The organism is Anaerococcus kampingae (assembly GCF_046365475.1).
GTDB lineage: Bacteria > Bacillota > Clostridia > Tissierellales > Peptoniphilaceae > Anaerococcus > Anaerococcus kampingae.
The window spans coordinates 25,712-39,026 of record NZ_JBGMEF010000011.1 but is presented as its reverse complement, the minus strand read 5'-3'; the positions used below and the strand labels follow the sequence as shown (position 1 = coordinate 39,026).

Annotated in this window: 14 protein-coding genes; 12 read left to right on the top strand and 2 right to left on the bottom strand. The window is 31.6% G+C overall.

Features of this window, described 5'->3' with window-relative positions; genetic code table 11:
* Positions 1 to 81: 81 nt before the first annotated feature.
* On the top strand, positions 82 to 1,362 hold the full coding sequence (locus tag ACCQ42_RS02105; RefSeq protein WP_410035209.1) for a C39 family peptidase: 1,281 nt from the start codon (positions 82 to 84) through the stop codon (positions 1,360 to 1,362).
* 26 nt (positions 1,363 to 1,388) lie between these two features.
* On the opposite strand, the gene ACCQ42_RS02100 is transcribed toward ACCQ42_RS02105, so the two are convergent.
* Complete coding sequence (locus tag ACCQ42_RS02100; protein ID WP_410035208.1) at positions 1,389 to 2,246, bottom strand: hypothetical protein; 858 nt, start codon at positions 2,244 to 2,246, stop codon at positions 1,389 to 1,391.
* A 57-nt stretch (positions 2,247 to 2,303) separates the two neighbouring features.
* Between ACCQ42_RS02100 and ACCQ42_RS02095 the strand changes: the two genes are divergently transcribed.
* Genes ACCQ42_RS02095 through ACCQ42_RS02085 form a run of 3 tightly spaced genes read left to right on the top strand, consistent with a single transcriptional unit; the run spans position 2,304 to position 4,743 of the window.
* Positions 2,304 to 2,954, top strand: coding sequence for a hypothetical protein (locus tag ACCQ42_RS02095; RefSeq protein ID WP_410035207.1), 651 nt, complete (start codon positions 2,304 to 2,306; stop codon positions 2,952 to 2,954).
* Positions 2,941 to 3,837 carry a CPBP family intramembrane glutamic endopeptidase gene (locus ACCQ42_RS02090; protein ID WP_410035206.1) on the top strand — a complete coding sequence of 299 codons (897 nt, stop codon included), beginning with the start codon at positions 2,941 to 2,943 and terminating at the stop codon, positions 3,835 to 3,837. Before ACCQ42_RS02095 ends, ACCQ42_RS02090 begins: the two co-directional genes overlap by 14 nt.
* A gap of 30 nt (positions 3,838 to 3,867) precedes the next feature.
* Positions 3,868 to 4,743: a helix-turn-helix transcriptional regulator gene (locus ACCQ42_RS02085; protein WP_106461322.1), complete on the top strand. Its 876-nt coding sequence runs from the start codon at positions 3,868 to 3,870 to the stop codon at positions 4,741 to 4,743.
* 118 nt (positions 4,744 to 4,861) lie between these two features.
* On the opposite strand, the gene ACCQ42_RS02080 is transcribed toward ACCQ42_RS02085, so the two are convergent.
* The gene (locus ACCQ42_RS02080) at positions 4,862 to 4,984 is read right to left on the bottom strand and encodes a hypothetical protein (protein ID WP_265213392.1); all 123 of its coding nucleotides are present in this window, start codon (positions 4,982 to 4,984) and stop codon (positions 4,862 to 4,864) included.
* Positions 4,985 to 5,123: 139 nt separating this feature from the next.
* Here ACCQ42_RS02080 and ACCQ42_RS02075 point away from each other — a divergent pair, with 139 nt between their 5' ends.
* From ACCQ42_RS02075 to ACCQ42_RS02040, 8 genes are all read left to right on the top strand, one after another.
* Positions 5,124 to 5,768 (top strand): hypothetical protein, encoded by a 645-nt coding sequence (locus tag ACCQ42_RS02075; protein ID WP_106461323.1) that lies wholly within the window; start codon positions 5,124 to 5,126, stop codon positions 5,766 to 5,768.
* 28 nt (positions 5,769 to 5,796) lie between these two features.
* Positions 5,797 to 6,063 carry a hypothetical protein gene (locus tag ACCQ42_RS02070; RefSeq protein ID WP_106461324.1) on the top strand — a complete coding sequence of 89 codons (267 nt, stop codon included), beginning with the start codon at positions 5,797 to 5,799 and terminating at the stop codon, positions 6,061 to 6,063.
* Between the two features lie 252 nt (positions 6,064 to 6,315).
* Positions 6,316 to 7,188 carry a helix-turn-helix domain-containing protein gene (locus ACCQ42_RS02065; protein ID WP_410035205.1) on the top strand — a complete coding sequence of 291 codons (873 nt, stop codon included), beginning with the start codon at positions 6,316 to 6,318 and terminating at the stop codon, positions 7,186 to 7,188.
* Between the two features lie 112 nt (positions 7,189 to 7,300).
* Positions 7,301 to 8,917 carry an ABC transporter transmembrane domain-containing protein gene (locus tag ACCQ42_RS02060; RefSeq protein WP_410035204.1) on the top strand — a complete coding sequence of 539 codons (1,617 nt, stop codon included), beginning with the start codon at positions 7,301 to 7,303 and terminating at the stop codon, positions 8,915 to 8,917.
* An 89-nt stretch (positions 8,918 to 9,006) separates the two neighbouring features.
* Positions 9,007 to 9,885, top strand: coding sequence for a helix-turn-helix domain-containing protein (locus tag ACCQ42_RS02055; protein WP_410035203.1), 879 nt, complete (start codon positions 9,007 to 9,009; stop codon positions 9,883 to 9,885).
* Between the two features lie 79 nt (positions 9,886 to 9,964).
* Entirely contained in the window at positions 9,965 to 11,470 is a 1,506-nt protein-coding gene (locus ACCQ42_RS02050) for an ATP-binding cassette domain-containing protein (protein ID WP_410035202.1), read from the top strand.
* Between the two features lie 341 nt (positions 11,471 to 11,811).
* Positions 11,812 to 12,666: an ABC transporter ATP-binding protein gene (locus ACCQ42_RS02045; protein ID WP_410035201.1), complete on the top strand. Its 855-nt coding sequence runs from the start codon at positions 11,812 to 11,814 to the stop codon at positions 12,664 to 12,666.
* Positions 12,663 to 13,313, top strand: a complete 651-nt coding sequence (locus tag ACCQ42_RS02040; RefSeq protein WP_410035200.1) for an ABC-2 transporter permease — start codon at positions 12,663 to 12,665, stop codon at positions 13,311 to 13,313. The genes ACCQ42_RS02045 and ACCQ42_RS02040 overlap by 4 nt, the downstream gene beginning before the upstream one ends.
* Positions 13,314 to 13,315: the final 2 nt, after the last annotated feature.

Sequence of the window (13,315 nt, the reverse complement as noted above, 5' to 3'; positions counted from 1 at the left end):
TTTGATATAATAAACTTATGTAAAATGAAATCATTAGGTTTATTTTTATAAGTGAAAATTTTAATTACAAATGGAGAAAAAATGAAAAAGAAGGTTTTATTGCTAAGCTTAATATTAGCAGGAATTATGAATGCTAACACAGCCTTTGCTGCTGATATTATTTATTATGATGATTCTGATTTAGATGCTTTTCTTGAGGAATGTCAGGCAGGCACAAGTGATGAAAAAGAACAGGCGCCTACTCTAAAGGAAGAAGAACCTACAAGAGAAGATATTTATTATAAAAACCCAGACGGGACCCTTGCCAAGGGTTTGACAGATACAGGCGAGGTCCGCAGGTATTTTGACAAAAAGACTGGTCAAATGGTCAAAAATATGACAATCGCCAGTGAAAATATCCATGTTGATAAATCTGGAAAGGCCCATTACATCGGTTGGGATTATTTTAATGGCAAGCTCGGCTATTACGACCCTCAAACAGGATATGCCAAGGGCCTAAAAACTATTGGCAATATCACCTATGGTTTTGATGAAAATGGGACGATTTTTAGGAAGAAAAATAGGGTCTTTAATGGGCAAAATTATTATTTCAATAAATTTGGCGAAGCGACTAAGACCGATGGCAAGTATGCCAGAGGCTGGGTTGGGGATAGGTATTTTTTTGAAGATGGCAAGCCTGCTGAGGGCTTGGTAGAAATTTCTGGCAAAAAATATGCCTTCCACGAAAGAAGCCTAAGATTGCTTAGAAATACAGAAAAGGTTTTTAATCATAAGGTCTATAAGATAAATGATAGGGGCGAGGCCATTTACCAGTATGATCTGGCCCATGCCAACCTAAACAGGGGAACAAATGGCGAATTTAAGCCAGGCTTTTCTCAAAATCTTATGAGAAAGACCCCTTACTTTAGCCAGAAAGATGAGCGTTGGTCAAAAAGAGCCTACGCAACAGGTACCATGGCAGGTTTTGGATGTGGGCCAACAGCCATGGCCATGGTCCTAAATAGAAAGCTTGATACCAACGACATCTACCCAACCAACACCATGGCAGTAGCAAGTGATTATTCATCTTGGGATGGGACTGATTGGCAATATTTTATAGAAGGAGTCGAAGCCTACGGCCTAAAATCCTACGACATACCAGTCCAAAAAGATGCCTTCGTTCAGGCCCTTAAAAATAATCCAATAGTTGTAAGGGTAGGGGCAGGATCCTTTATAAACTCTGGTCACTACATGGTTGTAGATTCTTACCAAAACGACTACTTTGTCATAAATGACCCTTATAATATGAGAAGAAACACCCTTGATAATATCCCATGGCAGAGATTAAGGGGAGAAGTGACAGTAGCCTGGGAGATAAAATAAAAAAGTAAGCCCACAAAGCTTGCACTTTAATCAATTCCTAAAAGTAAATAGGAAAGGTATTTATTTTTTATCTTGTAAATAGCTTCAGCAATAATGTAGGAGGCAAGGATTGAAATTATTAGAATTCCAATATCCTCTATAGGCATCCTTGACTTAATTATCACAAAGAGGGCTGGATATATATAAATTAATCCAAAGATCAGATAATCACTAAAGCCCATAGATTCTTCCTTGCTAATGGTTTTAAGGGCCAGATAGGTCAGAGGGAAAATTGTAAGCATAAAGCCATAGTCGACTTTGACCAACCTTTCTTTCAGGTAGACTTCGCCAGCCACAAGTCCTAGGGCAAGGACTAGGAGTACTGGCCTGATATTTGATGCAGATCTAACCTTAATAGCCATTAGATAGAAGCTGAAATATAGGAAATAATCCTTAAAAGGACTAAGAGCGTCTAGCCTTTTTATAAAAATTATTGCAAAAAAGATTAAAAGAGAAAGCCCTGCAAGAATTGGGAATATTCGGCTTCCAAAAATTTGATTTATGATAAGCTCAAGGATAAAAAATCCACCCATCATGATCATTAACCTGTAAATGCTTGTGATAATTTTAAGCAGATCTGCAGGGATTTTTTCGAAACTTCTCCCATTTACAACAAAAGCCATGACCAGGCTATAAAAAATGAGAGGCACAAACATGATAAAGACCTTTTTTGTATCAATAAAGGAAATCTTAAAGGCCAGATAGGCGACGGTTAGGGATGTGAGAGTCCTTTCTATTAAATTTTCATCAATTACAAGAGCTTTTGCAAGAAAAGCCTTAAAAATTAGCCCGATAAGGGCAAGAATCGTAAAGCTTGCTGCAAAATTATTTTTAAAATACTTCATACTATTATCATATCATAAATTCATCGTAAATGGTATAATAAATAAAAGGAAGGAATTATGGCAAGAGATACAACAAGACAAAGACATGACAGACGTGAAAGACCTTCCCCTTCTAGGGAAAGAGTAGATAGGACCAGGCGTAGAAAAGCTAGGGAGAAGAAAAGAAAAAGAAGGACCTTTGGCCCTTATATCTTAATATTTATCCTCCTAATAGCAAGTGTGTTTTTTATAGCAAGGTCCATAAGCCACAATGTAGATAGGACTGTGGCAAGAATTGAATCAGCAATTAAAGGCGACGATGAGGTCTTCATGAAAGAAAACATGGATAGGATCGATCTGATTTTTGACGTGCTCAAAAAATCTTATTCAGAAGATGAAATCAAGCAAGAAGACTTTATAAAAAATAATTTCAAAAATCTTGATATAAAAGTTTTAAATAAATTAGACATAGACGGGGGTAAGGAAATAAGTCTAAGGATATCAAATGTGAACTATGTAGAGGAATTTGACAAGGTAAAAAATATAGAAGAAGCCAACCAGCACGAAGAATATATGAGAAAGCTCTCAGCATCAGATGCCAAGCTTAAAAACACCGATGCCAAGATATTTCTAAAGAAAAAACTATTTGGCTATGATATCTACGAATCAAGAGAATTTATAAATGGGATAATAGGCGGAGCCTTGGATTTAGTCAATGAAAGCAAATAGATCAATTAAGAGAACAAAAGAAGAAGCCCGTGACCTAAATCCGGTCCTAATCACCCTAATTTTGTCAATTCTTATCATAATTCCCCAATACCTCTTAGGCCTTATAGGAGGTTTTGGGAAAAATATCAAGGTCATAGATGATTTTTTCACCTACATGGACACAAATAACATGTCCTTCTTGCTAATAATTTATTCAACCGCCCTCACCCTATTTTTAGCCTATATATTTGCAAGGAAAATCCTAAAAAGAGATAAAATTTCCCTAGGACTCGTAGATGATAGGAAATTTATCTCCTATGCCAAGGGCATCCTCTTGGGATTTTCACTTTTAAGCCTCATAGTCCTAATCTTAAAATCATTAGGATTTGCAGAAATAGTAACAAACAAGACAGATCTTAATATAAAGCTCTTTTTAATCTTCATCCCAGCCTGGATGATCCAAGGTTTTGAAGAAGAATTTCTAATGAGGGCAATCCTAATGAACCAAATGGCAGGAAGGGGCAAAATCATCCTTGCAATGGCCGCAAACTCCCTAATATTTTCCATCCTCCACTTGGGAAACTTAGGTTTTAGCCTTATGGCCTTTATAAATATATTTTTAATTGGAATGATATTTTCCCTATTATTTTATAAAGAAGACTCAATATATATTTCAGCTGGGGCCCACTCCTTCTGGAACATGACCATGGCCAATATCTACGGTGTAGCTGTCTCAGGCTTTAGCCAAAGCGGGGCAAACATACTTAAAACCACCCTCAAGGGAAGGGACCTAATCTCAGGAGCAGAATTTGGCCTAGAAGGCTCAATTGTCACAAGCCTGGTATTAGCGATTGTTTTGATAATTTTAATAAGTAATATAAGAAAGAAATCTTGCCCAAAGTAAGCAGGATTTCTTTTTGTAAGGACGGACACTATGTCTATATATAAATTTGCAAATAATTTAATAAAAATTAGAGAAAATAAAAAACTTAGCCAGGAAGACTTGGCGCATCTTTCAGGAGTAAACCGCAGGTCCGTATTAAGGCTAGAAAATGGCCTAATAAAAGAGCCGACCATCGACACCCTCCTAAAATTATCAGCAAGCCTAGAAGTTGATCTAGTTGATTTATACATAAAAGATATCTATGAATCCCATTACTTATATAAGGACCTTCTATCAAGCTTTGACATTCTATGCGGTTTTAAACCTAAGGAAGAAATCCTTCTTTTAGAAAAAAAGTTAAATATATTAGAAGCTGACCCAAATTTCAAGGGAAAAGACTATGAACTAGCTCTAATGAGGCTTTTTATAAAAAACTTAAAAACACCCATCCTGATTAGCCTACAGGAAGAATTTGAAGACCTTACATCTACTAGGCTTAACAAAAATAATTTGCTGACTAAGGATTTGAGTTTTTTAGAAGCTAGATTGCTGCTTAATATTTGTAATAAAAATAAATCTTATAAGGAAATAGAAAGAGAAGATATTCTGAATAATTTAATTACAAAAAGAGACAAACCTATTATAGTTATAATGGCATATAATATTCTTATAAATAGAATGTATGTAAATGGGACATCTAAGGAAGCCTTAGAATTGGCGGATAAATCGATACAGTATGCTATAGATAATCATATTATTAATTCATATGCTCTTTTATATTACTTAAAATTTTTGTGTTTTTATGAAATAGGAGATGACAGATATATTAATTCACTTAATTGTGCAAATATGTTTTCATCACATTTAGATAATTGTATGTTATCAAAAATTATTGACAAGAAATCCAAAATTGTTTTTGGAGATTAATTATATAAATTTATATAACTAAATCAATAAATCCTAAATTTAATAAATTTTTTCAAAATAAAAATTTGAAGTAATTTAAAACATTTAATTATTGTTTTAATGGGTTTTTATAAAAGATTTATTTTAAATTTTTATATGACTTAATTTCTATTATAGTAGACTCTTTTTTATCATTAGCATAAGAAGTACTAACGTTTAGTGTTAATAATATTGCAATTAGAAGTAATATATTTTTTTTCATAAAGCAACTCCTTTTAATATCGTTTGTAATATTATATAGTTGAATTAATTATAAAAAAGTGACATGGATGTCACTTTGAATATTTTAATTTGCTTGTAAAGTTTATATGCAAATTATTTGAATAGTAAAGGAGAAACTTATGAAAAATAAAAAAACAAAATATTTTGCCTGCTTATTAAGTGCTAGCATATTAGCTAGCCCAATTGGCCAAGCTTTTGCTAGCCAATGTAATATTGGAATGAATAAAGATGATATAAAAATCAATTCGATAACTCAAAGCTCAACAAAAGTTACAAACCAGAGTATATTAAATAATATAGAAATTAAAGATGAAGGTGATAAAAGAATCGTAACAATAACTGATAGTAAAACTGGAGAAAAAAATCAATTAATTGCGAATTTTAAAGATAATACCCTCTATTCTACAATCACCAATAAAACAATAGATTTGCCAGCTGATTTATCATTTTATAGGGTAGAAACAACTTATGAGACAAAAAGGCTTACCTATAAGCAGATAAGTGATTCCCTAGGTGATAAGATTGATGTTGCTAGCCTAGTTGGTCTTGTTATGTCTTATGTACCAGGACTAGAAGGAGCTGGTGGTGTAACTGTTGTGATTAGTGAAATTGTAAGGTATTATAATAATCATCTGGCCAATAAGTCAACTGAGCATGGTCTTATATTTAAGATAAAAAAGGTAAGACATATAAGGCGTAGGGGATCAAAACATAATGTAGCGTATAGAACTTCAAAAACAATTGTGGGTGTGACTAAGTTCTAAAAAGTAAATATTTATACGGAGCAAAATTATGCAAGAAAATACAAATAAATTAAAGATAGTCAACATAATATCTATAGCATTAACAGCACTTATTCTTTTATCTATATTTGATATATTTAAATTAAAAGAGTATAGGTCAGTTTTTGTAGGAGCTTTTTTAGTGACGTTATTTTTAAAAATCTTATTGTCTGATTTAAACAAAAAGGAGAAAATTTATTCACTGGTAGCTTTAGTGATAATAGCAATAATTTTTGTTTTTATATTTGTTAAGTTTTCCTATCTATGGGTTTTGTAAAATAAGGGGATTTATAGATTTAATAGTTACTATATAAATGCATGTTGCTTGAGCTTGTAGTAAATAAGGATCAATTTTACTAAGTTAAGAAGCTCTATGATTAGGTGAATACTCTAAAATAGGTGATGATAAAAAGCTTATAAGAGAAATTTAAGGAGACCTCGGATAAAATGAGGTCTTTTTATATGACTAATTTTAATGTAGCTATCAAGTTAAGGTGGTATGATATAAGTCAAAACGAAAGGAGGTTCTATGTCTATATATAAATTTGGAAATGACCTTACAAAAATCAGGGAAAACAAAAGAATTAGCCAGGAAGACTTGGCGCATCTTTCAGGAATAAGCCGCAGGTCCATATCAAGGATAGAAAATGGCCTAATAAAGGAACCGAGCATTGACACTCTCCTAAAATTATCAGCAAGTCTTGATGCTGACATAGTTGATTTATACATAAAAGATATCTATGAATCCCAATATTTATATAGGGAACTTCTATCAAGTTTTGACATTCTTTCTAGCTTTAAATCCAGGGAGGAAATCCTATTATTAGAAAAGAAAGTCGATATTTTAGAAAAGGATCATAATTTTAAGGGAAAAGACTATGAACTTGCCCTTATGAAGCTTTTTATAAAATCCTTAAAAACTCCAATTTTACTTAGTCTAGAAGAAGAATTTGAGTATATCACAAGTTCTAGGATAAATAAAAATAATATATTGAGTGGAGATTTGACTTTCTTTGAAACAAGACTTCTGGTAAATGTTTGTAATGCAAATGGTGGATTTAAAAATATTGCCAAGGAAGATTTGCTAGATATAATTATTTCTAAAACAGATAACTGTACCTTAAAATATCTATCATATAATAGTTTGATAAATAGTATATATGTAAATAAAGAATGCAAAGACGCCCTAAATTTAGTTAATGAAGCAATAGATGAATCAAAGAAAAATAGGTTTATTGAAGGAAATAGCCTTTTATATTATTTGCAATTTTTATGCCGTTACTCTCTAGGCGATGAAAGATTTATACAGTCCTTAGATCATGCTATTTTATTTTCTACCTATACTGGATTAGATAATTTAAAAAAATTAATCGAAGAAAAATCAAAAAATGTAATAGAATAACAAATTGGGACACCCATGTCCCTTTTATTTTTGGCCAATACTAGTAGGCTGTAAGTAGAAATCATTTTATGATTGATAAGAATAACTATGTTGAACAAATAAGAGGCTATATATGAAAAAAGAAAATATAAAAAAATTATATAAAGATAAAGATATAATAAATAGAAAAGACCTAGTTAAGCTTGTCATTGGCTACGTTATATCATCCTTAGCCCTTCTAGCTATACCTATCTCTACAAAAATTCTTGTAGACGCTATTAGTAAGGGAGAAGCACTGGGATTTAATAAAATTGGCCTAATATTTTTAGCTGTGATTTTTTCTTCCTTGCTTATTTTTTATTTTGGATCTTATAAGATAAAAAAGGCGAATTTAAAATTTTATGAAAATCTGGTAAATAAAATCTATACAAAATCGGTTGCTATGTATCCTTCTGATTATGAAGGATTTGATGCTGGCTTTATCCATAATTTGTATTATGGTGAAAGCCAAACTCTTGCGGCAAATCTTACAAATATCTTCATAATCATGCCAGCTTCCCTTATTCAAGCACTGATTTTTGCAAGTGTCTTATTTAAAATAGATATTAAACTTAGCATTCTTGTCATGGTTAGTCTGCCTCTTTATATATTTTTGGTAAGCTTTAATGCTAAAAAGAGAACTGTACTAAATCAAGAAACTATAGAAACCAATGATCTTTTTGTTAAGACAACTAATAATTTTAAGGATAATATTTCTCAGATAAAATTATCTGGGGCTAGGGACTTTTTTGAAGATAAGTTTAGGAAGGCTACAAGTGACAATAGGCAAAGTCATGAGAGATTTTACTTTTACTATTTCTTTGGTGATAGGTTAAGCTCGCTTGTTACGAGCATCCTGCCGATTATTATCCTAGCCTTTGGGGCAAAGGATGTAATAAACAATAGGATAAGTCTAGGAACTATACTTATGTTTATAGAAATTGCAGCCTTCTTGTTTGAACCCTTGACTAATTTTTTCCATATTTTGACAGAAGCTAAGTCTATAAGGCCATATTTAGAAAGATTTGAAAGTTTTGCTTACAAGATTAGTGATGAATATGAGCTTTATGATGAAATTTTTGCTCCTACTAAAGTCCTTGCTATTAGGGATTCTAAGGTTTTATCTCAAAGCTCTGACTTTCTTTACAATGTAGATATGGACTTAAAAGAAAATGGTCTTTATATCATAAAAGGTAAAAATGGATCAGGCAAGTCCACACTGCTAAGGCTTTTATCAGGTCTTAATTCAGCCACAGGATTTGAAGGTGGAAAAATTTCGATTCCTAGAGTCTACAAGGATAATATAGCCTTCTTATTCTATCCCCTATTTAATTTTGAAGGGACAGGAAGAGAAAATATTATTTTTAATGAGGATATGAATATAAGATTTTCTGACCTATTGGAAGATGATCTTTATAATAAAAATATAAAAATAAATCCCTTAAACCTATCATCTGGTCAGGCTCAAAAAATATCCCTGCTTAGAATCCTAAATTCTGAAAAAAAGGCGATTTTTCTAGATGAGCCAACTACAAATCTTGAAAGAGAATCCGTAGAAGTATTAAAAAAATATCTGGTAGATTTAAAAAAAGAAAAATTAGTTATAATAATCATGCACAGCGATGAATATGATGATATAGCTGATGATATTTATTTGATTGATGATAATATACTTAGGAAAACAAATAAAAGCTTAGGCCTTACAAGATAAGTAAGGTCTTTTTTGCTGAGAATTTTATTATATTTATCAGCTTAAAGCGGTATATTATATTATAATTTGTAAAACAGAAAGGAGGTCCCATGTCTATATATAAATTTGCAAATAATTTAAGAAAAATTAGAGAAAATAAAAAACTTAGCCAGGAAGACTTGGCATTTTTATCTGGCATCAGCCGCAGGTCTATATCGAGAATAGAAAACGGTCAAATTAAAGAGCCAAGCATGGACACCCTCCTAAAATTATCAGTAAGCCTAGAATTTGACCTGGTTGATTTATACATAAAAGATATCTATGAATCCCACTATTTATATAGGGAACTTCTATCAAGTTTTGACATCCTCTGCGGTTTTAAATCCAGAGAAGAAATTCTATTATTAGAAAAGAAACTCGAAATTTTAGAAAAGGATCAGAATTTCAAGGGAAAAGATTATGAACTAGCCCTAATGAAGCTTTTTATAAAATTTTTAAAAACTCCAATTTTACTTAGTTTAACAGAGGAGTTTGAGGAAATCACGAGCGCTAGGATAAATAAAAACAATATACTAACTAGAGATTTGAGCTTTTTAGAAGCAAGACTTCTTATAAATGTTTGTAATAATAAAGCTTATTTTAAAAATATTGATAGGAAAGAGATTTTATCATCTATAATAGATAAAAACGACGAAAGTCTTATAAAATTAATTGCCTACTACTCACTTGTTAACGTTATGGATATGGAGAGGGATTCTCTTAATGGCTTAGAAAAAATTAACGAAGCTATATCTTTTGCAAAATATTCTAATCATAGCGAGATGTTTGTATTTTTATATTATCTGAAATTTCTATGCCAATATGAATTGGGAGATGAAAACTATAGAAATTCAATAAAATTATCGAGAATTTTTGCAAGCCACCTTGACAAAGATGGGGCACTAAAGTTAATAAATCAAGTCATAGGAGATGTTTTGGGAAATAATTAAAATCGGGACACCCATGTCCCTTTTTTATTTGCTGAATTTAAGTATATTGAAGCCATAGAAAATTTGAAGGAGGTAGCCTATGTTGAGATTTTTTTATTTGACTGATAAGAAAGAATTTGTAAAACTTTTGATAATTAGGCTAATAGTAATCGGTTTGGGATTGTTAATTCCTATTAATACAGCAAAGGCCATTGACTTTGCTATTGCTAAGGACTTGGACCAGACAATCAAGCATATAGGGATCATGGTTTTACTTGATATTGGCATCCATATTTTTTATGTCCTCGAAGATTATCTTTTTGGCAAAAACGACGCCAAGGCCTATCTAAAGCAATTTGCAAGTCTTGATAGGGCCCTAAAATCCTATGATAGTAAGGTTTACAATATCGACCAGGCAAGGATTAACCAAGAACTTGGCCAAAATTTTGAAATTGTCCAGCCCTTTATCTACAAAAATACCTTGAGGATATTTTTAAACGCCCTTAAGTTTGTAGCAATTTGTATAATTGTATTTTTTATCTCTCCCTATCTTTTGATTTCATTTTTAATTATAGCCCCAATAGCAGCTGTGGTTTCCTATAAGAGTGAGGAGAAGATTTCGGATTATTCCTCAAATCATTTGGACGATATGAAAAATATCAAGGGTTATTTGCTAGATGCCAATAGCCTTAGCAAGGAAGAGAGGTTTTTGGAAGATAAACAGCTTCCACCTATTAAGGACTTCTTTAAGGGATTTTTTGCAAATCTTATGAAAAAGGTCCGCTATGAAAGTGTGATTTATAATATTTTTGTCTATGGAACCCTAAATATGGCCATCACCCTTACAACCATTATTTCAATTATCCTTATCATAAAGGGCAAGATGACCCCAGGCTCCTATGCAGCTGTGTCAATCTACATCAGCTCCCTATGGGATCCCATGCTTGATACTTTTAATACAAGAAGAGAATACGTCTCAGGCAAGCCTGCCATGGACTCTTTCTATGAATTTATAAATATGACTCCTGTAAGCTTTGACAAGGCTAAGATAAAATCTTTAGAAATAAAAGATTATATAAGTCTTGGAAGCAATGGAGAAAGTCTCCATGTACCTTTTAGCCAAAATATAGAAAAGGGGAAAATCAACCTAATTGTAGGTGATAATGGGATAGGGAAAACCACTCTCGTAGAGGCCATAATGAATCTAACGACCAGGTATGAGGGAGAAATTTTCATAAATGGTAAGGTCCTTGATAAGAAATCAGGTATTTTATTTGATGACCTGGTCTATATTCCTGCAAATCCACTCATAAGTGAGTATGGCAAGCTAAAAGAAAGGCTTAAGGGCTCATCAGGTCAGAAAAAACTAGCCCAAGTAGAATTTGCTACAAAGACTGACAAGTCCCTTTATATCTTTGACGAACCGACAAACTTTTTGGATAAGGAAGTTAAGGGAAGGGTCTTGGATTTGATTAAAAGGCTTACTAAGAAGGAAAAACTTGTTCTTGTAATAAGTCATGACCCGATATTTTTAGAAGATAAGCAAGTAAATATAATAAGGATTTTAAAGGACGATTTGTCCAATGGTATTTGCAGATGTAAATAATACATCTGTAAGTACTATTTATTATATACATTTTAAATCAAACTAAGCTTCCAAGTTAACCTGAACCCCAAAATCTGGAATACAGATGGAGGGGTTTTTGTATGATTATATAGATTTATTGATTCATCAGAATTGATAAAAGATAGGATGTTAGTAGATATTACGGTCTAAAATTCTAATAGATTTTTATAGAATTTTAAAATAAATTTTCGTCGATTATTTAGATAACTTTTATAAAATTTAAATGAATATGACAACCTTGTCCTGTTTAAAATCAATTTTATCTGTTAAAATTAATATAAATCAAGCAAACGTTTATCAATAGAAGGAGGGTTTTATTTTTGGCAAAAGATAAAAGAATGGTAATAGATATAGAAGGATTAGAAAAAAGCTATGGGACCTTTAAGTTAAATATTCCTAGATTAAAGATAAGAGAAGGTGAATTTGTAGGGCTTGTAGGAGAAAATGGTGCAGGCAAAACAACGCTTATAAAGTTAATTATGAATCTAGTTAAAAAAGATAAGGGACAAATAAAAATTTTTGGTAAAGAAAGTTTTAGCTATGAGCTTAAAAAGGACATAGGAGTTGTTTTTGATAAAGATAGTTTTTCTGGCTTACTTACTGTTAGGGAAATCGCTAAGATTTTAAAGTACATGTACAAAGACAAGTGGAATCAGGAATTATTTTTTAAGAAGATTAATAAATATCAGTTGCCAATTGATAAACCTACTAAATCGTTTTCTACAGGTATGAAAGCAAAGTTAAACCTATTTAAAACTTTTGCGTATTTGCCTAAACTTATGATATTAGATGAGTCGACTAGTAATCTTGACCCAATAGTAAGAAGGGAGATTAATAATGAATTAAAAAGCTTTTGTAAGGAGACCTTCTCTACAATTATTTTCTCATCTCACCTTGTCACTGAACTAGAGGATCTTAGCGATAGGATGATTTTAATAGATGAGGGGGAAATTGAACTAGATGTAGGGAAAGAAGATGTTAAAAATTACTATATCATAGATTTAAATGATAAATCAAAGCATAAATCGGAGATTATAGCTATAAAAGAAGAATCGGAAAAAAAACTTGCCTTATCATACTTGCCATCAAACTCAACTGATATGTTTTATAGAAATAATAATATAAGGGTTGAGGATATAATGTATTTTCTAAAAAAAGGAGAGCGCATACAATGAAAGGGATTTTATTAAGAGATTTTCTGATTTTATATAAAAAGTATATAAAGACCATTGCCATAGCGATTTTAGGTGTGAATATTTTATCTACACTTTTTATTGGATTTATTGGAAATAGTTTATTAAGTTTAGCTCTTCCCGCTGCAATTTCTGCTGTAGTAGTAAACCTATACGTAGAAGATGAAAAAGATGAGCGGAATAAATATCTTAAAATGTTACCTATATCATATAAAAATATAGTAATTGCCAGATTTTGTATATTTGTAGGTATAGTTATATTTTTTGGCTTAGCTAGTCTACTTTTAAATACACTATCTTTTATGATTCACCAAGACCAACCCTTAAAATATTACCTGATGTTTAGTCTGGTTGGACTCATTTTCGCAATTATTAATGTATATTTATTACTCCCAGCTTGTTATAAATTTGGTATAAAGGGTGCAAATAATGTTTCTGTAGGAGTTTTGATTTTAATAGGTTTTATTTCTATAGCTATAGTTAAATTAGATATAAATCCTATTATAAACTTATATTTATCAGCACCAGCCTATGTGCCTATTTTATTTGGACTACTAATACTTATTCTTCTAGGATGTGGTTCAATTTACCTATCTATATATATATTTAGTAATCAAGAAGTCTATTGATT

Coding starts and splice junctions, on each gene's coding strand:
- ACCQ42_RS02105 (WP_410035209.1), top strand. CDS start 82: ATGAAAAAGAAGGTTTTATTGCTAAGCTTAATATTAGCAGGAATTATG.
- ACCQ42_RS02100 (WP_410035208.1), bottom strand. CDS start 2,246: ATGAAGTATTTTAAAAATAATTTTGCAGCAAGCTTTACGATTCTTGCC.
- ACCQ42_RS02095 (WP_410035207.1), top strand. CDS start 2,304: ATGGCAAGAGATACAACAAGACAAAGACATGACAGACGTGAAAGACCT.
- ACCQ42_RS02090 (WP_410035206.1), top strand. CDS start 2,941: ATGAAAGCAAATAGATCAATTAAGAGAACAAAAGAAGAAGCCCGTGAC.
- ACCQ42_RS02085 (WP_106461322.1), top strand. CDS start 3,868: ATGTCTATATATAAATTTGCAAATAATTTAATAAAAATTAGAGAAAAT.
- ACCQ42_RS02080 (WP_265213392.1), bottom strand. CDS start 4,984: ATGAAAAAAAATATATTACTTCTAATTGCAATATTATTAACACTAAAC.
- ACCQ42_RS02075 (WP_106461323.1), top strand. CDS start 5,124: ATGAAAAATAAAAAAACAAAATATTTTGCCTGCTTATTAAGTGCTAGC.
- ACCQ42_RS02070 (WP_106461324.1), top strand. CDS start 5,797: ATGCAAGAAAATACAAATAAATTAAAGATAGTCAACATAATATCTATA.
- ACCQ42_RS02065 (WP_410035205.1), top strand. CDS start 6,316: ATGTCTATATATAAATTTGGAAATGACCTTACAAAAATCAGGGAAAAC.
- ACCQ42_RS02060 (WP_410035204.1), top strand. CDS start 7,301: ATGAAAAAAGAAAATATAAAAAAATTATATAAAGATAAAGATATAATA.
- ACCQ42_RS02055 (WP_410035203.1), top strand. CDS start 9,007: ATGTCTATATATAAATTTGCAAATAATTTAAGAAAAATTAGAGAAAAT.
- ACCQ42_RS02050 (WP_410035202.1), top strand. CDS start 9,965: ATGTTGAGATTTTTTTATTTGACTGATAAGAAAGAATTTGTAAAACTT.
- ACCQ42_RS02040 (WP_410035200.1), top strand. CDS start 12,663: ATGAAAGGGATTTTATTAAGAGATTTTCTGATTTTATATAAAAAGTAT.